The organism is Geomicrobium halophilum, assembly GCF_014207655.1.
Lineage (GTDB): Bacteria > Bacillota > Bacilli > Bacillales > Marinococcaceae > Geomicrobium > Geomicrobium halophilum.
The window spans coordinates 1-17975 of sequence record NZ_JACHHJ010000008.1; the positions used below are offsets into that span (position 1 = coordinate 1).

General features: G+C 44.2%; 23 protein-coding genes and 1 other annotated feature. Of the genes, 22 read left to right on the top strand and 1 reads right to left on the bottom strand.

The genetic code is table 11. The features are described from left to right. Positions 1 to 209: 209 nt before the first annotated feature. From HNR44_RS17105 to rsmI, 9 genes are all read left to right on the top strand, one after another. Complete coding sequence (locus tag HNR44_RS17105; protein WP_184405804.1) at positions 210 to 404, top strand: sigma factor G inhibitor Gin; 195 nt, start codon at positions 210 to 212, stop codon at positions 402 to 404. 56 nt (positions 405 to 460) lie between these two features. Further along, positions 461 to 1876, top strand: a complete 1416-nt coding sequence (locus tag HNR44_RS17110) for an aminotransferase class I/II-fold pyridoxal phosphate-dependent enzyme (protein WP_246407626.1) — start codon at positions 461 to 463, stop codon at positions 1874 to 1876. Next, positions 1869 to 2495 (top strand): dTMP kinase, encoded by a 627-nt coding sequence (gene tmk / locus HNR44_RS17115; RefSeq protein WP_184405809.1) that lies wholly within the window; start codon positions 1869 to 1871, stop codon positions 2493 to 2495. Before HNR44_RS17110 ends, tmk begins: the two co-directional genes overlap by 8 nt. A 75-nt stretch (positions 2496 to 2570) precedes the next feature. Then, positions 2571 to 2900 (top strand): cyclic-di-AMP receptor, encoded by a 330-nt coding sequence (locus HNR44_RS17120; RefSeq protein WP_184405811.1) that lies wholly within the window; start codon positions 2571 to 2573, stop codon positions 2898 to 2900. A gap of 15 nt (positions 2901 to 2915) precedes the next feature. Next, the gene (locus HNR44_RS17125) at positions 2916 to 3905 is read left to right on the top strand and encodes a DNA polymerase III subunit delta' C-terminal domain-containing protein (RefSeq protein WP_184405812.1); all 990 of its coding nucleotides are present in this window, start codon (positions 2916 to 2918) and stop codon (positions 3903 to 3905) included. Positions 3906 to 3907: 2 nt separating this feature from the next. Continuing rightward, positions 3908 to 4723: a PSP1 domain-containing protein gene (locus HNR44_RS17130; RefSeq protein WP_184405815.1), complete on the top strand. Its 816-nt coding sequence runs from the start codon at positions 3908 to 3910 to the stop codon at positions 4721 to 4723. Positions 4724 to 4751: 28 nt separating this feature from the next. Further along, positions 4752 to 5111 (top strand): DNA replication initiation control protein YabA, encoded by a 360-nt coding sequence (gene yabA / locus HNR44_RS17135; RefSeq protein ID WP_184405819.1) that lies wholly within the window; start codon positions 4752 to 4754, stop codon positions 5109 to 5111. Between the two features lie 58 nt (positions 5112 to 5169). Continuing rightward, positions 5170 to 6237 (top strand): GIY-YIG nuclease family protein, encoded by a 1068-nt coding sequence (locus HNR44_RS17140; RefSeq protein ID WP_184405822.1) that lies wholly within the window; start codon positions 5170 to 5172, stop codon positions 6235 to 6237. Next, positions 6194 to 7048 (top strand): 16S rRNA (cytidine(1402)-2'-O)-methyltransferase, encoded by an 855-nt coding sequence (gene rsmI, locus HNR44_RS17145; RefSeq protein ID WP_221434344.1) that lies wholly within the window; start codon positions 6194 to 6196, stop codon positions 7046 to 7048. The genes HNR44_RS17140 and rsmI overlap by 44 nt, the downstream gene beginning before the upstream one ends. A gap of 49 nt (positions 7049 to 7097) precedes the next feature. Here rsmI and abrB read toward each other — a convergent pair whose 3' ends face one another. Then, complete coding sequence (abrB, locus tag HNR44_RS17150; RefSeq protein WP_184405825.1) at positions 7098 to 7391, bottom strand: transition state genes transcriptional regulator AbrB; 294 nt, start codon at positions 7389 to 7391, stop codon at positions 7098 to 7100. 224 nt (positions 7392 to 7615) lie between these two features. Further along, positions 7616 to 7856 (top strand) — a binding site (T-box leader). A gap of 95 nt (positions 7857 to 7951) precedes the next feature. Between abrB and metG the strand changes: the two genes are divergently transcribed. The 13 genes from metG to spoVG all read left to right on the top strand — a co-directional run bounded on the left by metG (position 7952) and on the right by spoVG (position 17696). After that, on the top strand, positions 7952 to 9934 hold the full coding sequence (gene metG / locus HNR44_RS17155) for a methionine--tRNA ligase (protein ID WP_184405827.1): 1983 nt from the start codon (positions 7952 to 7954) through the stop codon (positions 9932 to 9934). Positions 9935 to 9948: 14 nt separating this feature from the next. Next, a complete protein-coding gene (locus HNR44_RS17160; RefSeq protein WP_184405829.1) occupies positions 9949 to 10722 on the top strand; it encodes a TatD family hydrolase in 774 nt (257 codons plus the stop codon). Positions 10723 to 10733: 11 nt separating this feature from the next. Then, positions 10734 to 11324, top strand: coding sequence for a ribonuclease M5 (gene rnmV / locus HNR44_RS17165; protein ID WP_281381449.1), 591 nt, complete (start codon positions 10734 to 10736; stop codon positions 11322 to 11324). Continuing rightward, a complete protein-coding gene (rsmA, locus tag HNR44_RS17170; protein ID WP_184405831.1) occupies positions 11321 to 12217 on the top strand; it encodes a 16S rRNA (adenine(1518)-N(6)/adenine(1519)-N(6))-dimethyltransferase RsmA in 897 nt (298 codons plus the stop codon). The genes rnmV and rsmA overlap by 4 nt, the downstream gene beginning before the upstream one ends. A gap of 97 nt (positions 12218 to 12314) precedes the next feature. Then, complete coding sequence (gene yabG / locus HNR44_RS17175; RefSeq protein ID WP_184405834.1) at positions 12315 to 13187, top strand: sporulation peptidase YabG; 873 nt, start codon at positions 12315 to 12317, stop codon at positions 13185 to 13187. 196 nt (positions 13188 to 13383) lie between these two features. Then, on the top strand, positions 13384 to 13638 hold the full coding sequence (locus tag HNR44_RS17180) for a Veg family protein (protein WP_184405836.1): 255 nt from the start codon (positions 13384 to 13386) through the stop codon (positions 13636 to 13638). A gap of 226 nt (positions 13639 to 13864) precedes the next feature. Then, entirely contained in the window at positions 13865 to 14047 is a 183-nt protein-coding gene (locus tag HNR44_RS17185) for a small, acid-soluble spore protein, alpha/beta type (protein WP_184405838.1), read from the top strand. A 163-nt stretch (positions 14048 to 14210) separates the two neighbouring features. Next, the gene (gene ispE / locus HNR44_RS17190; protein WP_184405840.1) at positions 14211 to 15065 is read left to right on the top strand and encodes a 4-(cytidine 5'-diphospho)-2-C-methyl-D-erythritol kinase; all 855 of its coding nucleotides are present in this window, start codon (positions 14211 to 14213) and stop codon (positions 15063 to 15065) included. A gap of 148 nt (positions 15066 to 15213) precedes the next feature. Continuing rightward, positions 15214 to 16044 (top strand): pur operon repressor, encoded by an 831-nt coding sequence (purR, locus tag HNR44_RS17195; RefSeq protein WP_184405842.1) that lies wholly within the window; start codon positions 15214 to 15216, stop codon positions 16042 to 16044. Between the two features lie 25 nt (positions 16045 to 16069). Continuing rightward, positions 16070 to 16447, top strand: a complete 378-nt coding sequence (locus HNR44_RS17200) for a RidA family protein (RefSeq protein ID WP_184405844.1) — start codon at positions 16070 to 16072, stop codon at positions 16445 to 16447. Between the two features lie 217 nt (positions 16448 to 16664). Continuing rightward, positions 16665 to 16988, top strand: coding sequence for a hypothetical protein (locus HNR44_RS17205; RefSeq protein WP_184405846.1), 324 nt, complete (start codon positions 16665 to 16667; stop codon positions 16986 to 16988). A 2-nt stretch (positions 16989 to 16990) separates the two neighbouring features. After that, positions 16991 to 17113: a hypothetical protein gene (locus tag HNR44_RS17905; protein WP_281381450.1), complete on the top strand. Its 123-nt coding sequence runs from the start codon at positions 16991 to 16993 to the stop codon at positions 17111 to 17113. A 295-nt stretch (positions 17114 to 17408) separates the two neighbouring features. Further along, positions 17409 to 17696, top strand: a complete 288-nt coding sequence (spoVG, locus tag HNR44_RS17210; RefSeq protein WP_184405848.1) for a septation regulator SpoVG — start codon at positions 17409 to 17411, stop codon at positions 17694 to 17696. Positions 17697 to 17975: the final 279 nt, after the last annotated feature.

The following is a 17975-nucleotide window of genomic DNA, read 5'->3' on the forward strand; positions in this document are numbered from 1 at the left end:
GAGCGTAGGACGTCGCCTGGCTTTTCCCTAAACCAACGCAGGATACTCATCTTGCGTTGGTTTTTTTTGTGTTGCCATGCACAATTTGGGCGTTTCCCCCGTAAGATATTCTTACACTCATTTTCTGCTTTGATCCAACGATGCTTTGTATAAATTCTATGAGATTAGGAAACACTAAAATGAAATGATCCGTGTAGGAGGGGAATAGAATGTATGCAAAGGAATTAGGGGAAAATTGCGGGGTTTGCGAAAAGGAAAGCGAAAAGGGATTCTATTTATTATCGATGTGGATCTGTCTTTCTTGTGAGCGTAAAATAGTAGAATTAGACGCTGATGATTCAGATTATATGTGGTATATTAAAAAGTTACGTGAGAGTAAGATGAACGCCATGCTCCTTCAATGAGCATGGCGTTCTTTTTTTTCTGTCTGTTATAATAGGAGAAAAAGGATTTGAATGTAATGATCGGGTATTGCCCTCTTATAGAAAAGTTAGAGGCTCATAACGAGCAAAATCCTGTTTCCATGCATGTACCAGGTCATAAAAATGGACGTTTGTTGTCTCCCCCTTATTCTACTTATTTTGAGCAAGTGATGCAGTTGGATCAGACTGAATTAAAGGGTCTTGATGATTTGCATGCTCCAATGGGAGCGATTCTTGAAGCGGAACATCTGGCCGCTGAACAGTATGGCTGCGGGCGTACTTTTTTCCTGGTTGGGGGGTCTACACTTGGTAACCTGACGATGATTCTTGCTTTTTTTGAGCGGGGAGATCGCGTGCTCGTACAACGAGATGTACATCATTCGGTTATTCATGGGTTAGAGCTTGCCGGGGTAGAAGCGGTGTTTATTTCACCGGATTACGATAAGTACAGCGGTTTAACAATAGGAGTGTCAAAAGCGTCAGTGGCTTATGGTTTTGAAAGTTATCCAGATATTCAAGGGGTACTGCTCTCTTCTCCGAGTTATTATGGAAATGTCGGTGATCTCAAGGGAGCGATTGATGAAGCAAAGAGTCATGAAGCCTATGTATTCGTAGATGAAGCCCATGGAGCCCACTTACATATCGACGCAGAATTCCCCATTTCGGCTTTGGCTGCGGGTGCAGATGCGGTGGTGCAATCAGCGCATAAAACATTGCCCGCGCTTACGATGGGGGCTTTTTTACATCTACGTTCTACCGAACATGAAGCCCGATGTCGTTATTGGCTGCATCGTTTACAGACGAGCAGCCCATCTTACCCGATACTTGCGTCACTTGACGTTGCCCGCGCTTTTAGTGCTTCAATGTGTGGGAAAAAAATCGCTTCTCAGTTAGATGCCTTTCAGAAAAGCGTAGATGAAGCCTGCCCTGCAGCCCGTGTGAAAAACGATGATCCTTTGAAATTGATCTTACGTGCACCTGCTGGATGGAATGGTTGGGAATGGGAAGATCGTTTAAATAAAGAGCAAATTTATGTTGAGTTAAGTGATCGCAGGCATGTGCTCCTCGTTTTGCCGTTAGAGAGCCCGGATTTATGGAAGCATACAATATTACCTGTGCTTACCTCGTTATACGAGGGGGAGCATATGGAAACGACGTTTGATGAGATGGTTTTTCCCCCTTTTCCAAGCGTGGAACGTTATTCCTTTTCCAAAAAACTAGAAAATCAGGATGTTGAAACTGTTTCGGTTAAAAATGCAGAAGGTAGAAGGATTGCTGAGGAAATCATTCCGTATCCACCAGGAATTCCACTCTGGATGGAAGGGGAAATGATTGATCAGCCTCGGTTACAGTTTCTTTGTAATTGGTTAGCTTCAGGTGGCCGTATTCAAGCAGCATCACGGATTTATGAAGGGCGCTTGCTCGTTAGAAAAGAGGTCGGTGAAAATGAGTAGAGGAACGTTTGTCACTTTTGAAGGCGGTGAAGGCGCTGGAAAATCAACAGTAGTACCTAAAATCGCGAAAGATCTAGAAGAAAAAGGGTATGAAACGCTCGTTTCAAGAGAACCAGGAGGTGTCGCCAGCGCTGAGCAAATTCGGGCGATTTTACTTGGCGATCAAGAGCAAATTCTTGATGAATACACAGAGGTACTTTTGTTTGCAGCCGCTAGACGTCAGCATCTAGTGGAAAAAATTATTCCGGCCCTTGAGGCCGGCAAAGTGGTTCTATGCGATCGTTATCTTGATAGTAGTCTAGCTTATCAGGGATATGCAAGTGGAGTAGATATGGAACAAGTGAAAATGATAAATATGTTTGCGGTTCAGCATTGGCTCCCTGAGCGTACGATATTTTTAGATCTCCCTGTAGAGATTGGTTTATCACGGATTACGAAAAATGCTCGGGAGGAAAATCGATTGGATCAAGCAGGGATTGACTTTCATGAACGGGTGCGTGAGGGGTATCAACTGCTTGCAAAAGAGGATCCGGAGCGTTATCGTATAGTCCAAGCAAATCAAAGCATGGAACAAGTAGAAAAAGCCGTACTCCAGTATATACAGGAAGTTTTGGGATAGAAAAGCACTAGTTTTTCCATCCGGCATAAAGTATGATAAGAATAAGAAGCTTCATATTCAGGGAGGAGGCCGTCCATGAAATTAATCATTGCCGTTGTCCAGGATAAAGATAGTAATCGCTTATCTACGGCGCTTATAGAAAATGACTATCGAGCCACAAAATTGGCATCTACAGGTGGTTTTCTGCGTGCGGGAAACACAACATTTTTAATCGGTGTTGAAGATGAAAACGTCGCTGACGTGCTTGATATTATAAAGGAAAACTGTGAAAGCCGTGAGCAACTGGTCGCACCTGTCTCTCCTATGGGCGGAAATGCAGATTCTTATGTCCCTTATCCTGTTGAAGTACAAGTTGGAGGCGCGACAGTATTTATTATGGATGTTGAGCAGTTTGAACAATTTTAATACGGGGGGTCGCTCATGGAATGGGATGCACTACGTGCGGAACAGCCGGTAGTGACGCAGTTACTGCAGCATGCTGTGTGGCGGGAGCGTCTTCCTCATGCTTATACTTTTGAAGGCGAGGACCGTGGTGAACTCATAGGAGCAGCAACGCTTCTTTGCCGTGCTTTTATGTGCAGCTCTAAAGAGCCCAAGGACAAGCCTTGTAACCAATGCAGTGAATGTAAACGAGTGCTTTCCGGTAACCATCCGGATGTCACCTTTATTCAACCAGATGGTCTTTCCATCAAAAAAGGACAGGTCGAATTATTGCAAAAAGAATTTGCATTTAAAGGGATGGAGTCTGTCAAAAAGGCATATATCATAGAAGAAGCGGATAAAATGACCGATAGTGCCGCCAATAGTTTATTGACTTCCTTGGAGGAACCAGGTGGAGAAACCTTAGCCATTTTAACGACAGGGAATCTCCATTTTTTACTTCCTACTATCGTGTCCCGGTCTCAAGTACTATCGTTCACTCCATTGTCGGAGTCAAAGCGGCAGGAGCGGTTACAAGAACAGGGGGAGACGCTGGAACTGGCAGCGATTAAAGCTCGAGTTGGGGACAAGCCAACTGAAATTCCGGCAGAAGAGCGTAAGACCTGGATTGTACAGGGGCGTCAGGTAGTGATACAATTAGCGGAAGAGGTCTTCAAAAGGCCTCCGCAGGCAAAATTGCTACTCCAGGAAAAATGGCATACACATTTTAAAGATAGAGGGTCTATTGATATAGGTCTTGACCTTTTCCTTTATTGGTATCGGGATGTACTATATACAAAATGGGGCAGGGAGGATCTTGCTTATCCTGATCAGTTGGAACGATTGAAAGCCGAAGCATTCAATCGATCGGAATACATGCTGGCTGCCAATATGAAGGCAGTCATGGAAGCGAAAAAATATCTGGCGGCCAACGTGAATCCGCAACTGTTGATGGAGCGGTTACTGCTTCGCCTCCAGGAGGGATCATGATATTGCACGAAGTGATAGGCGTTCGCTTTAAAAAGGCTGGGAAGATTTATTATTTTTCCCCCGCTGGGCATGATGTGCAGGTCGGTCAATCTGTAATCGTTGAAACGGCGCGCGGCATTGAAAACGCTTATGTCGTAAAAGAAGAGAGAACGGTAGGCAGTGACGATGTTGTTTTACCGCTTAAGAAGGTTATACGGCTCGCAACGGCGGATGATCATAAACAGGTAGAAGAAAATATAGAACTTGCACGGCAAGCGAAGGACGTTTGTAAGGAAAAAATTATTGAACATGATTTAGACATGAAATTAGTAAATGTTGAATATACATTCGACCGCAACAAAGCGTTATTTTATTTCACCGCGGAGGGGCGGGTCGATTTCCGAGCCCTTGTTAAAGAATTGGCTTCAATTTTTCGGACGCGGATTGAACTCAGACAAATCGGGGTTCGGGATGAAGCAAAAATGCTGGGGGGGATCGGTCCTTGCGGTCTCATCCTTTGTTGTTCAACGTTTCTCGGTGATTTTGAACCTGTTTCCATTAAAATGGCAAAAGATCAGAATTTATCGCTCAATCCGGCGAAAATTTCTGGACTATGTGGTCGTTTAATGTGTTGCCTAAAATATGAAAATGATGAGTACGAACAGGCGAAGAAAGAGCTTCCTGACATTGGTGAACAGATTTATACAGAGGAAGGCAAAGGAAAAGTGGCTGGATTAAATATGCTGGAACGTCTCATACAGGTAGAAATGGAAGATCCGGCACGAACATTGGAATTTTCTTTAGAAGAGCTGATTGAGCAAGGATCATTAACCGGCTAAGTGTGCCACGAGAAGGTGGGAAAGCAACGTGGCGAAAAAAGAAATGTTTTCACAAGTCATTCATATGGAGAAAAAGCTGCTCACCTTTCATGAAGAGCTTCGAGAGTTAAAAGAGCAGTTGGCAACGCTTATTGAAGAGAATCAAGGCCTGGTCACCGAAAACCGTTTGTTACGCGAGCGGTTGGAGAGTGAAGGTATAACTGCCACTTCGGCAGACGAAGAGCCTTCAGAGAAAGATTCTAGTGCTGTGACTGCCCTACCGGGTGAAGGCTATGATAACCTTGCTCGCTTGTATCATGAAGGCTTTCACATATGCAATTTGCATTATGGCAGTTTACGAGCGGATGGTGATTGCCTCTTTTGTCTCTCGTTTTTCCAATCGAAATAGTAAAGATGAGCCCGTGCACTTTTGTGATACGGGTCTTTTTATTCTTTGAGGTGAACATATGGAGTTAGGGTCGAAAGAACGGGTTGATTATATTTATAAAAATCAATTGCGGATTATTCAAGGCGAGGAAACGTTTCCTTTTTCGAAGGATGCGGTATTGCTAGGGCAATTTGTTTCGGCGAAAAAAACGAAGGGGAAAATGATTGATTTATGCGCAGGGAGCGGTGCGATCTCCCTGGTCCTTTCCACGCGGAGCCAAGTACCGATTACAGGGGTAGAGTTGCAGCCTGAATTATGTGATATGGCCAGACGGAGCGCGAAACTCAATGGCCGGCAGGAACAGCTTACGTTCATATGCGAAGATATTCGAAGGGTTTGGGAAAGGCTAGGGGTAGAGACTTATGATGTGATTACGTGTAATCCCCCTTATTTCCAAGGGATGGGTAAAAAAAACACGAAATCATCTATAAAGGCAGCCCGCCATGAAATGGATGTCACCATAGAAGATGTGGTCCAAACGTCGTCGCAGTTGCTCAAATACAAAGGGAAAGCTGCTTTTGTTTATCGGCCGGAACGTTTACAGGAACTGTTTCGTGCTTGTGAACAGGTTCAATTGACGCCGAAACGCATCCAGTTCGTGCATCCAAAGGAAAATAGGGATTCGAACATTGTACTGGTGGAAACAATGAAGGGGGGGAATCAAGGACTTAAAACCTTGCCACCGGTCATCGTGTACGGGAGTCATGGATATACAGATCAGTTCCAACGGGCGTATGAAGGAGATCATGAAAAAGGCCCACAGCTGGCCACGAAGGTTGCTACAGAAGTCGCCGAACACTATGTCTATATGCTTGAATGCGGCGATGGATCGTATTACACAGGCTATACGACGGAACCTTACGCACGCTTACATAAACATAAAGAAGGCATTGCGGCAAAGTATACACGAGGACGCGGACCTTTCTCGCTTATTCATTTACAAGCGTTTCCGAGTAAAACAGAGGCCTTGCGAGAAGAATGGCGGATTAAGCAGTTAACTAAGGCTGAAAAGAAACAGTTAATTCAAGAAAGGAGAGGGAGCTTTGGAAAACGGTATACTCTATCTCGTTCCGACGCCGATCGGTAACCTTGAAGATATCACACATCGAGCGGTTCGTATCCTTAAGGAAGTGGAACTCATTCTTGCTGAGGATACGCGGCAAACGCGGAAATTGCTCTCCCATTTTGACATTCGTACACCAACGCTAAGCATGCATGAGCATAATGAGAACAAAAGAATCGAGGAATTATTGGAAAAACTACAGAGTGGGCAAAACCATGCACTCGTAAGCGATGCCGGAACACCGCTTGTGTCCGACCCCGGGGAACGGCTCGTGTCAGCATGCATTCGTGAACAAGTGACAGTGACTCCGTTGCCTGGGGCCAACGCAGCGGTTACGTCTTTGATTGCATCGGGGTTTGGGGGCGGTCCTTTCTATTTTCACGGCTTTCTCCCCCGTAAGAAAAAAGAGGTGACCGAAACATTGAAACGATTGGGTGACATTCAGGTCCCCCTTATTTTTTACGAATCGCCTTATCGACTTACGGCGACGTTGGAACAGCTTCGGGATAGCTGGGAAAATCGAGAAGCGGTTGTTGCCCGTGAGCTGACGAAGCACTATGAACAATTTTATCGCGGTACGTTGGAAGAATTGGCGAGTATCGGTCGCGAGAACGGTTGGAAAGGTGAATGTTGTCTTATTGTCGGCGGGGCGTCAGATGAAGAAGCAGATGCCTACCGTAAAGTACATTGGTGGGAGGGGCTTACGGTCATCGGACATGTGGAAGCTTATGAAGCGAGCGGATGGGGGCGGAAGGCTTCCCTTAAGCAATGCGCTGTCGATCGGAAGATGAGTAAGAATAAAGTGTATGCTATCTATCATGGGTTAGATCAATAAAGGCGGATGGGGTTTGAAGATCCGCCTTCTTTCTCGTGCGAGGGATTTTTTATGTGGATGATTTCGAATTTTCTACATAATTTTGCAGAGTACCGATGATTTCTTCAGCGCCTTCAGGGCTTAAAACGATTTTGCCATCTGCTAGTGATAAGTTGTGATCTGACACATCACCTGTAATTTGGCATGCTTTATTTGGTTTGTATTTTTTCAAAATAATCTGGTCATGGTCAACGTAGATTTCCAGGGCATCTTTTTCCGCAATATCGAGCGTACGCCTCAATTCGATCGGAAGGACGACACGACCAAGCTCGTCTACCTTTCTTACAATACCGGTGGATTTCATAAATATCCACGCCTCCTTGTGCATGCAAGTATTATTGTGTCAATTTTTTGACACATTATCTCTATAATGTCATAATAGCAAAATTGTAAAATCAAGTCAATAAAAAGCATATTTGCCCATTTATGTAGAGTTTTAGATTTATAATTGTTTAACCTCTTTTTGTGGGTTCTTCGCTTTCTTGACATCTCCATACATTGGCGCTATAGTTTTTATTAGGAATATATGTATACCCTTTGAACGGATGAGTAAATGCTCACGTGTCTACAGAGAGCTGGGTTTGCTGAAAGCCGGCGACAAACGAAGTGTTGAATATGGTCCGGGAGGATTTTGTTCTCGAGCTTCGAGTAAGAGAATAACGTTGATCCGCGTTACGGATGGCCATCAGCTGCGGAGTTGATGCTTTGAGCTCTTGATACGTCAGGAGAAAAAAGGGTGGTACCGCGTGAGTATACTCTCGCCCCTAAATGAAGGGGCGGGAGTTTTATTGTGGACTGGATTAAAAGCGCTCATTTACGTTCATGATGAGACGAAGAAGATCTTAAAGAAGGAGGAGTTCCACGATGGCAAAACCAACATTTTATTTAACGACACCGATTTATTATCCAAGTGGCAAACTTCATATTGGCCATGCGTATACAACAGTGGCCAGTGATGCCTTAGCCCGTTACAAGCGTCTAAAGGGCTATGATGTGATGTTTCTAACGGGGACAGATGAACACGGTCAGAAGATTGAACGAAAAGCAGAAGAAGCCGGGACGACCCCGCAAGCATTTGTGGATGATATTGTTACAGGCATTCGCGATCTATGGGAGAAGCTGGATATTTCCTATGATGACTTTATTCGAACCACGGAACATCGGCATAAATGGTCGGTACAGGAAGTGGTTGAACGGCTGAAGGCGCAAGGTGATATTTATTTGAGTGAGTATGAAGGCTGGTATTCCGTTTCTGATGAAACCTTTTACACAGAAATACAGCTGGATGAACCCATTAAAGATGACGATGGGAAGATTATTGGGGGAAAGAGCCCTGAAAGCGGACATCCAGTTGAATGGGTACGTGAAAAGTCGTATTTTTTCAGAATGTCAAGATATGCCGACCGTTTACTTGCTTTTTATGAGGAAAATCCTGATTTTATCCAGCCAGAAACACGAAAGAATGAAATGATCAATAACTTTATTAAGCCAGGCCTGGAGGACCTTGCTGTATCCCGCACTGCATTTTCCTGGGGAGTCCCATTAAAGAGCGATCCTGAACACGTCGTGTATGTCTGGATTGACGCTTTATTAAATTATATTACTGCTCTCGGGTATGGAACCGACAATGAAGAGCAGTTCAAACGCTACTGGCCGGCAGACATTCATGTGGTCGGAAAAGAAATCGTCCGTTTTCATACAATCTATTGGCCAATTATGCTCATGGCTCTTGATCTTCCACTACCTAAAAAAGTATTTGGACATGGCTTTTTACTTATGAAAGATGAAAAGATGTCAAAGTCTAAGGGAAACGTTGTATATCCGGGGCCGCTCGTTGATCGTTATGGATTAGACGCAGTACGTTACTATTTGCTGCGAGAAGTTCCATTCGGTGCCGATGGTGTTTTTACTCCGGAGAGCTTCATTGACCGCTTGAATTTTGACTTGGCGAATGATCTAGGGAATTTGTTAAACCGGACGATCGCAATGATTAATAAATATTTTGATGGTAAATTGCCAGCTTATATAAAAGATGGTACCCCTTACGATAACAGCCTTGTAGAACTTGCTTATGCAACGGTGAGCAAGGTGGAAACGCACTTGGAGGATATGGAGTATTCCATAGCATTAACGGCCATTTGGCAATTCATTGGACGTGCGAATAAATACATTGATGAAACGCAGCCGTGGATGTTGGCCAAAGATGGTCCGGGTGAACAGTTGCAGGCTGTGATGTATCATTTGGCGGAATCCCTCCGTTACATTGCGATTATGATCCAGCCTTTTCTCACGAACACGCCTCAACAAATGGCGGAACAACTAGGATTTGCAGATCAAAAGGACCTTCTTTCGTGGGATTCACTGCAAACGTTTGGACAGTTATCGGAAGACACAGTAGTCGTTAAGAAAGGGGCTCCGCTCTTTCCTCGTCTCGATGTGGAAGAAGAAGTTGCCCACATTACTAAGCAAATGGCTGATACCGAAAAACCTGCAAAGAATGAGCCGTCGAAGAAAGAAACCGAAGGCATCATTACGATCGATGAATTCAAAAATGTGGAATTGCGAGTCGCAGAGGTTACTGCTGTAGAACCCGTAAAGAAAACGGATCGATTGCTTAAAATTCAACTGGATGTCGGAACAGAAAAGCGCCAGGTCGTCTCTGGGATTGCTGAACACTATAATGCAGACTCACTGCTTGGAAAAAAACTAATCTGTGTCACCAACCTAAAGCCTACCACATTAAAAGGTGAAAAATCTGAGGGAATGATTCTTGCTGGGCAGGCAAAAGAAACATTGCGCGTCGTCACCGTTGATGGTGAATTGCCGAACGGCACAGTAATTTCATAGGAAAGGACGTTAGTATGGCAAAACTATTTGATACGCACGTCCATTTGAACGTGGAGCAATTTGAAGAAGACAAAGAAGCGGTTATCGAACGTGCAAAAGAAGCCGGTGTAACATTGATGAATGTTGTCGGCTTTGATCACGATACGATTAAAGGAGCCATCGACCTCGCAGAAACTTATGATTTTATCTACGCTACGGTGGGATGGCATCCGGTTGATGCCGTTGATATGAAAATGGAAGATTTGGATTGGATTGAATCGTTGGCTGATCATCCAAAAGTGGTTGCGATCGGAGAAAGCGGTCTTGATTATCATTGGGATAAATCTCCCGCTGATGTTCAAAAAGATGTGTTTACAAAGCAAATCGAGTTAGCGAAAAAAGTGAACCTGCCGATCGTTATTCATGGACGTGAGGCACAGGAAGATATAGCCGAAATCATGGAGAAAGAGGGTCTTGGAGCAGCAGGCGGGATTATGCATTGCTATAGTGGAGATGTCGAAACTGCGAAACGCTGTTTAGACCTGGGCTTTCATATCTCATTCGGAGGACCGGTTACCTTCAAAAATGCACAGATGCCGAAGGACGTTGCTAAAATCGTCCCTTTGGATCGGCTGTTGGTCGAAACAGACTCCCCTTTTCTAGCCCCTCACCCATACCGGGGGAAACGAAACGAGCCGGCATACGTATCGAAGGTGGCCGAAAAAATTGCAGAATTGCATGAGATACCGCTGGAACAATTGGCAGAAACGACGACAAGAAATGCGAAAACATTGTTTCAGATCCAGTGAGGGAGATCATCATGGAAAAAGCAAAAATGATCATTGAAGAATGTATCGTCGTTGAGGGGCGGGATGATTCAGTCACGGTTAAACGTGCAGTCGATGCTGACACGATTGAAACGAGGGGTTCAGCTGTGCCCGTCCATGTCATTGAACAGATCAAGCTTGCGGATCGTCGTCGGGGTGTAATCGTACTCACTGACCCAGACACTCCAGGGGAGCGGATTCGGCGGATTGTGGCTGAATCTGTGCCCACGAGTAAACATGCGTTTCTTAGCAAAAATGAGGCAAAATCTACCTGTGGTAAAAGGGTGGGGGTGGAGCATGCCGCCCCATCATCGATTCAGCGTGCACTGGAACAGGTGCGAGTGCCTGGCCATGACGTAGTAACGCATAGAGATCCTGTGTCTGTTGCAGATGTGCGGGCAGCCGGGTTATTGGCCGGGCCGGATGCCAGAGGGCGACGGGGTCTTGTCGGGGAACAGCTGCACATAGGATATGCCAACGGCAAACAGTTTTTAAAACGTCTTCACATGTTCCGTATTGATCGACAAGAGTTTCACAATGCCGTTGCTAAAGTCCTGCAACGAGAAGAGGAGCCTCCGCGATGACAAAAGATATTGCTACGCCTTCAAGAACGAAAGCGATTATGGATAAGCATCAGCTTTCGTTTAAAAAGAGCCTTGGTCAAAATTTCATCCTTGATGCGAATATCTTGAGAAGAATGGTTGAAGCAAGCGGGGTCACAAAAGAAGATGGTGTCATTGAGGTAGGCCCTGGGATAGGTGCACTCACTGAGCAGTTCGCCAGAAGAGCTAAAAAAGTCATCGCTTTTGAAATTGATCAGCGTCTCTTGCCTGTGCTTGACGACACGCTCTCGGATTATACGAATGTCGACATTTATCATCAGGATATCCTAAAAGCAAACATGCAGGAACTATTTGAAACGACGTTTTCCGATACAAAAGATGTCGTCGCTGCCGGAAATTTGCCTTATTATATAACGACGCCCATCCTCATGGCCTTTTTGGAAAAGCGGCTCCCTATCAAAACATTGACGGTAATGATGCAAAAAGAGGTTGGGGAACGTTTAGCGGCAAAGCCTGGGACTAAAGCTTACGGCTCTCTCTCCATTGCGGCACAATACTATGCGGAAACGGAGGAGGTTATGACTGTTCCTGCAACTGTATTCATGCCGCGGCCACACGTGGACTCAACGATTATTTGTTGTCGCATACGCACTCAGCCTCCTGTTCAGGTGGAGGATGAACAATTATTTTTCACAGTGGTTCGTGCAGCCTTCGCGCAGCGTCGCAAAACGCTGATGAACAACTTGCGCCATTGGATAGGGAAAAAAGGAGATCAAGATGCGCTGAAAGCCGCTTTCAGATATGCTGGCATCGAAGGGGGCACCCGGGCAGAGATGCTCTCTCTGTCTGAATTTGCGGCTTTAACAGACGGATTGTTAAAAGAAAAGGTTGTACCATCCCTTGAGCTAAGCTGAGCTCAAGGGATTTTTTGTATATATTGCGCTTTTTTAATTGAATTTTTCACCAGGCACGCGTCCTTCGCATAGGTTGAAGTATGAAGGAGGAGTCACGATGTCATTAGAGATCGGTGATCTCGTTACTCGATTTTCTTATAATGAAGATATCTTATTTCGGATTACCGCCATTCAAAAGGATGGCAATTATGAGCTAAAAGGTGAAGACTTACGATTGGTTGCGGATGCACCATATGAAGATCTAAATAAGATTGATGACGATGAACGAGCGAAACGGGAAAAAGAAGAACGAAAAAAAGAAGAACAAACGTATCATCTTTTTCGACAAGGCTGCCGTTTGTTAAGAGAGAAAAATGAATATGAAATGTCTTCATCCTATTCCACTTCCACCCCCCTCTATTTTGAAATGAGGGGTCGTGTTTTGCATATGGATGGAGATGGTTCATATTTGCAAAAATGCAAGTTAATGTATGAGCGCCTTGGAATCCCTGTTTACGGAGCGCATATGAAAGAAACCGATATGCAACATCAGGTTTCCTCACTTCTGGAAATGGTGCAGCCTGATATTTTGGTTATCACCGGTCATGATGCTTATACATCAGCAAGAGGGGAACACAATGATCCAAAAGCCTATAGGCATTCCCGTGCTTTTGCCCAAACAGTCAGGGAAGCAAGGAAGGTCGTTCCGCATCTGGATAATTTAATCATTTTTGCCGGTGCCTGCCAATCCTACTTTGAAGCTCTTATAAGAGCTGGCGCTAATTTCGCGAGCTCCCCAGCAAGGGTTAACATTCATGCACTTGATCCCGTTTATATCGCAGCAAAAGTAAGTATGACTCCTTTTATGAATCGTGTAGAGTTATATGATATTTTAAGAAATACACTCACGGGCGATGACGGACTTGGCGGTATTGATACAAAAGGGGTATTGCGACGTGGATTGCCCTTACGTGACGAAACTGAAATGTAAAGGTTTTATCATCTTTTTTATTTTCTCTAACCCTCCCGTATAAAATGTATAGAAATGCGCAAAATAAAGGGAAATCCTACCGTTTAAAAAAATGTATTGACAGGAGGGTTTGTTAGTTGATACAATTTAAATTTTATATAAATTGACGGTTGGGCAAATGTATGGTATAATGCCAGAAGTGAGGTGGGGTGATGAGATGGGTAAAACGTTAATGGAAATTAAGGAAGCTCTTGAAGAGAATGTCGGTAAACGGATTACACTGAAGGCCAATGGCGGGCGCCGCCGGATCGTTGAGCGCTCTGGGCTTTTGGAAGGCACATACCCCTCTGTGTTTATTGTTAAGTTAGATCGGGATAAGCATAAAATTGAGCGTGTATCCTATAGCTACACGGACGTTCTGACAGAAACCGTACAACTTACAGTATGTGCAGATGAAGAACTACAAGCTTAATCCTGCTCCTTAACCGGAGCTTTTTTTTTAGGATCAATACATAATTGACATTGACGTTAGAAACTGGCAGCTATATTTTTGCTCCAATTGTTTTAAACTATAATCGCATGTTCAAAAAGGAGAACAAACGGGGAAAGAGTGTTTTTCTTTTTCGAGAAAGTTTTCCTAGACTTTTTGAACATTGTCTATAGAAGCACGGCACATTTAAAGCAGGGGGATGGTTCCGTTGAGTCGGAAACGCGGTATAATGTCCGATGCCTTAAAAGAAGAAATTGCGAAAGAGCTCGGTTTTTATGATACCGTTACCAAAGAAGGATGGGGCGGTATAAAGTCCCGTGACGCTGGTAACATGGTGAAACACGCAGTTGAGATGGCCGAAAGAAATATGGCGGACAAAAACCAACAGTAAATGTCGTGCCTTAACCCGGAGCATACTAGCTTCGGGTTTTTGACTTGGTTTCCTTATCAGTAACTGTACAGTTAAGCTTTTTTCGACTAAAATGGGGCTAACAGTTAGAAATGATCGATATCGTTTCAATACGGATTAACAGCGAAAAAGAGGAGAATGAACGTTGAAGTGTTCACTAAAAGCCCCAGCGAAGATAAACCTGTCCTTGGACGTACTCGCGAAGCGTTCGGATGGTTATCATGAAGTTGAAATGATCATGACCGAAGTCGACCTTGCCGATCGTATCGACTTGACAGGTAGGAGCGACGAGAAAATTGTGGTTGAGATGTCTGAAGGATTTCTTCCGCTGGATAATCGTAATTTAGCGTTTCAAGCAGCTCAAAAACTCAAGGATAGATACAGAATAAGAGCTGGGGTAACGATAACTATACAAAAAAATATTCCGGTCGCAGCTGGTCTTGCGGGAGGAAGCAGTGATGCGGCCACAGTGTTACGTGCTTTAAATGCGATGTGGGAACTCTCTCTTTCGAAAGAAACGTTAGCGAGCATTGGTGCAGAAATCGGCTCGGACGTTGCTTTTTGTGTTCACGGTGGGACTGCTAAAGCGGTTGGCCGAGGAGAGAAAATTGAAAGGCTACCTGTACCTCCTCCATGTTGGGTCGTATTGGCAAAGCCTCCGATCGGGGTTTCTACAGGCGACATTTACCGTCAGGTTTCTGTCCCGGAGCGTAACGAGTCCTATTCATCTCGTATTGAGAATGCCATCTATGCATGGGATTACGGACAGATTTGCCGGCACCTTCACAATGACTTGGAACAAGTAACTTTAGCCCTTTACCCTGAAGTCCGCCGCATTAAGCAACGGATGCTAGAATCAGGTGTTGATGCAGCACTGATGAGTGGAAGTGGGCCAACCGTATTTGGTCTCGTGAAGCACGAAAGTCAGGTCAATCGTGTCTACAACGGTTTGCGTGGTTTCTGTGAAGATGTATACGCTGTGCGCTTATTGACGACCTGACTTGATAAAAGCCGGATGAAAATGGTATATTTTCTATAAATATTCGTGTTTAAGAATGTGTAATGTCAGGGGCATGAGTGATTGTGCTCATGTGCATATAGGCTATGCCCCTGTATATACTCGGCTTTTGGAATGAGGGAGGGTGTACATGAAAAAGAAATTAAAACGAAGCGGTCGTCTCGTGGATATGACCTATTTTTTACTTCAGCATCCCCATCAATTAGTGTCCCTCAATTTTTTCGCAGATCGTTATGCTTCAGCAAAATCGTCCATAAGCGAAGATTTGACGATCGTTAAGGAAATATTTGAAAATGAAAAAATGGGCTACTTAACGACACTCCCGGGCGCGAGCGGAGGTGTAAGGTATGAACCCGCGGTTCCTTTCGAAGAAGGAAATGAACTTGTCGAACAACTTTGCGAACGCTTGGAGGAACCTGATCGACTACTACCCGGCGGTTATTTATACATGATGGATATCCTTGGAAACCCAGGGATGATGAACGATATTGGACGTTTGTTTGCCGGGATGTACCGGGGGCAAAACATAGATGCGGTGATGACGATTGCGACGAAGGGAATTCCTTTTGCCTATGCTATTGCTACCTATCTTGATGTACCCGTAAGCATTGTTCGCCGTGATCATCGGGTAACTGAAGGCTCCGTGGTCAGTATCAATTACGTATCTGGTTCTTCGAAACGGATACAAAAAATGTCGCTTGCGCGCCGAAGTATCCCGGAAGGAGCCGACGTTTTAATCGTTGATGATTTTATGAAAGGTGGAGGGACAGCACGGGGAATGAGCGATTTATTAACCGAAGTCGATGCTCATCTCGTCGGTATTGCTGTCCTTGTCGAAGCTCAACATCCGGAACGGCTGATTGATGAATATATTTCCTTAGTCCGCATTGCAGAGGTAAATGAAAAAACGAGAGAAATTAAGGCTCAGCCTGGGAATTATAGAGAACACCTGGCTGATTAACATTGCAAATGGGAGATGAAATAGCATGGAAACCATCTACACAAATCAAGCGCCTGAAGCCATTGGGCCATATTCTCAAGGGATGATCGTCAACAATCTGTTCTATAGTTCAGGTCAAATTCCACTTACACCGAATATGGAAATTGTCGCTGGTGGGATTCGTGAACAAACCAATCAAGTGCTTAAAAATGTACAAGCTGTTGTCAAAGAAGCGGGCGCTTCCATGGAATCCGTCGTCAAAACAACGATTTTTATCAAGAATATGGACGATTTTCCGATTATTAACGAAGTATATGGCAGCTACTTTAGTGAGCATCAACCTGCCCGCTCCTGTGTTGAGGTAGCGCGGCTGCCTAAAGATGTGCAAATTGAAATAGAAGTGATCGCACTTGTAAATGAGTAAGAAGACCACCTTAGGGTGGTTTTTCTGCATTCAATCGAGATATGTTATTTAAAAAGCCCGGGAAAAAATTAGCTTTCGTATTTCTTAATCGTCTTGCTTCTAAGGCTCCTCATGGATAATCCGGTGGATCGAAGCTACATCTCCTCGTCCTATCTCGGTTCTTTGTGTCCTTTTTTTGAACACACTATAGTACACTTTTGTTATTGGAGGGTTCTGTATGGCCAATCAACCACTTATTTCACAAACAAGTGCGAGCCTTATTGAGCATGCCCGTCGCCAGGGGCTATCTGAGTTAGAATTACAACAGGCTTTTGCAGAAGAAGATGTATCTTTTTTAAACGCTAAAAGTGCAGAATACTTTAATTACGATGAGCTATTCACCTATGCCAAAAGGCATAATGAAGAGTTAGTGAGGGCGATCGAGCAAGGGTATCAAATGAAATTTAACACCCTAGACGGTTTAAAAACATGGTTAACGGAGAAATTTGGTTTTCAAGAAGGGGTTCCTACCGAGAAGAAGCAGGCGAAATTAAAGGGTTAAAAGTGGAAGATGATACTCTACAAACATTGGAAAGTGCATTGGCAACAAATTGGCGGGTCGTACGATTTGAAAAGGAGGAGGAAAGTAAACAAGAAGTGTTATTGCAATTAGATGTTTGGGTGTGATATGAAAGTCACTAGATTCCATTAATTAAGATAGAAAGATCCAAAGAAGGGCGACCCTTTGTTCAGGGTTATCTTTTTTCGCTCGATATCTATAAACGATATAACTGAAATTTCTTACTATATTTATGCGACATTAGTGATAAAAGAGGAACCTTTGCCTGATATCGATTTTCACCTTTTCAGTCATCATTATGAAAATTTTTTATAGTTGGAAAGAGGATTTTGGGTGTTTCATGTGGAACCTTGTAGCCAAGAGCTCATTTTTAGCGTTAACATTAGAAAAGGTGGTGAAAAGATGGAAGTCACAGATGTAAGACTTCGCAGGGTGAATACATCTGGTCGTATGCGGGCCATTTCTTCCATTACGTTCGATCAGGAATTTGTCGTTCATGACATTCGGGTCATCGATGGGAATAACGGGTTATTTGTCGCGATGCCAAGTAAGCGTACCCCTGACGGGGAATTTCGAGACATTGCCCACCCGATTTCGTCTCAGACACGTGAGAAAATCCAGATAGCGGTTTTAGATGAGTACGAACGTCAAGGTGATAACATTGAATATGAGGAAGCGGGGGCTTCATAAAGACGATTTGTTCAAAAGGGGGGGTTGGAGTCTTCCAAGAAGACAAGCCTCCGAGTCATGAACGCGAACGTGTTGTTACGGAACCAATCTTTCAAATTTCATAACATGCGTAGGGCAAGAGACGTAGGATTGGCTGAACTGCCTTTGTTTGCAAGTTGTTGAAGAAATATTTTTTCCCGAACTTTTTGAATATGCTCAATTGAGGCCTTGTACGGAAAAGTACAGGGTCTTCTTCACGATTTGTGATCCTTGAAAACAACCGATATTTAGGATATATTC

Excerpts from the sequence above, each read along its gene's own strand:
- HNR44_RS17110 (WP_246407626.1), top strand. The coding sequence starts at position 461 with ATGATCGGGTATTGCCCTCTTATAGAAAAGTTAGAGGCTCATAACGAG.
- HNR44_RS17205 (WP_184405846.1), top strand. The coding sequence starts at position 16,665 with ATGGCCAATCAACCACTTATTTCACAAACAAGTGCGAGCCTTATTGAG.
- spoVG (WP_184405848.1), top strand. The coding sequence starts at position 17,409 with ATGGAAGTCACAGATGTAAGACTTCGCAGGGTGAATACATCTGGTCGT.
- HNR44_RS17120 (WP_184405811.1), top strand. The coding sequence starts at position 2,571 with ATGAAATTAATCATTGCCGTTGTCCAGGATAAAGATAGTAATCGCTTA.
- HNR44_RS17105 (WP_184405804.1), top strand. The coding sequence starts at position 210 with ATGTATGCAAAGGAATTAGGGGAAAATTGCGGGGTTTGCGAAAAGGAA.
- abrB (WP_184405825.1), bottom strand. The coding sequence starts at position 7,391 with ATGAAATCCACCGGTATTGTAAGAAAGGTAGACGAGCTTGGTCGTGTC.
- HNR44_RS17140 (WP_184405822.1), top strand. The coding sequence starts at position 5,170 with ATGGAGTTAGGGTCGAAAGAACGGGTTGATTATATTTATAAAAATCAA.
- yabG (WP_184405834.1), top strand. The coding sequence starts at position 12,315 with ATGTCATTAGAGATCGGTGATCTCGTTACTCGATTTTCTTATAATGAA.
- rsmA (WP_184405831.1), top strand. The coding sequence starts at position 11,321 with ATGACAAAAGATATTGCTACGCCTTCAAGAACGAAAGCGATTATGGAT.
- HNR44_RS17200 (WP_184405844.1), top strand. The coding sequence starts at position 16,070 with ATGGAAACCATCTACACAAATCAAGCGCCTGAAGCCATTGGGCCATAT.
- rnmV (WP_281381449.1), top strand. The coding sequence starts at position 10,734 with ATGGAAAAAGCAAAAATGATCATTGAAGAATGTATCGTCGTTGAGGGG.
- HNR44_RS17180 (WP_184405836.1), top strand. The coding sequence starts at position 13,384 with ATGGGTAAAACGTTAATGGAAATTAAGGAAGCTCTTGAAGAGAATGTC.
- purR (WP_184405842.1), top strand. The coding sequence starts at position 15,214 with ATGAAAAAGAAATTAAAACGAAGCGGTCGTCTCGTGGATATGACCTAT.
- HNR44_RS17160 (WP_184405829.1), top strand. The coding sequence starts at position 9,949 with ATGGCAAAACTATTTGATACGCACGTCCATTTGAACGTGGAGCAATTT.
- metG (WP_184405827.1), top strand. The coding sequence starts at position 7,952 with ATGGCAAAACCAACATTTTATTTAACGACACCGATTTATTATCCAAGT.
- HNR44_RS17125 (WP_184405812.1), top strand. The coding sequence starts at position 2,916 with ATGGAATGGGATGCACTACGTGCGGAACAGCCGGTAGTGACGCAGTTA.
- tmk (WP_184405809.1), top strand. The coding sequence starts at position 1,869 with ATGAGTAGAGGAACGTTTGTCACTTTTGAAGGCGGTGAAGGCGCTGGA.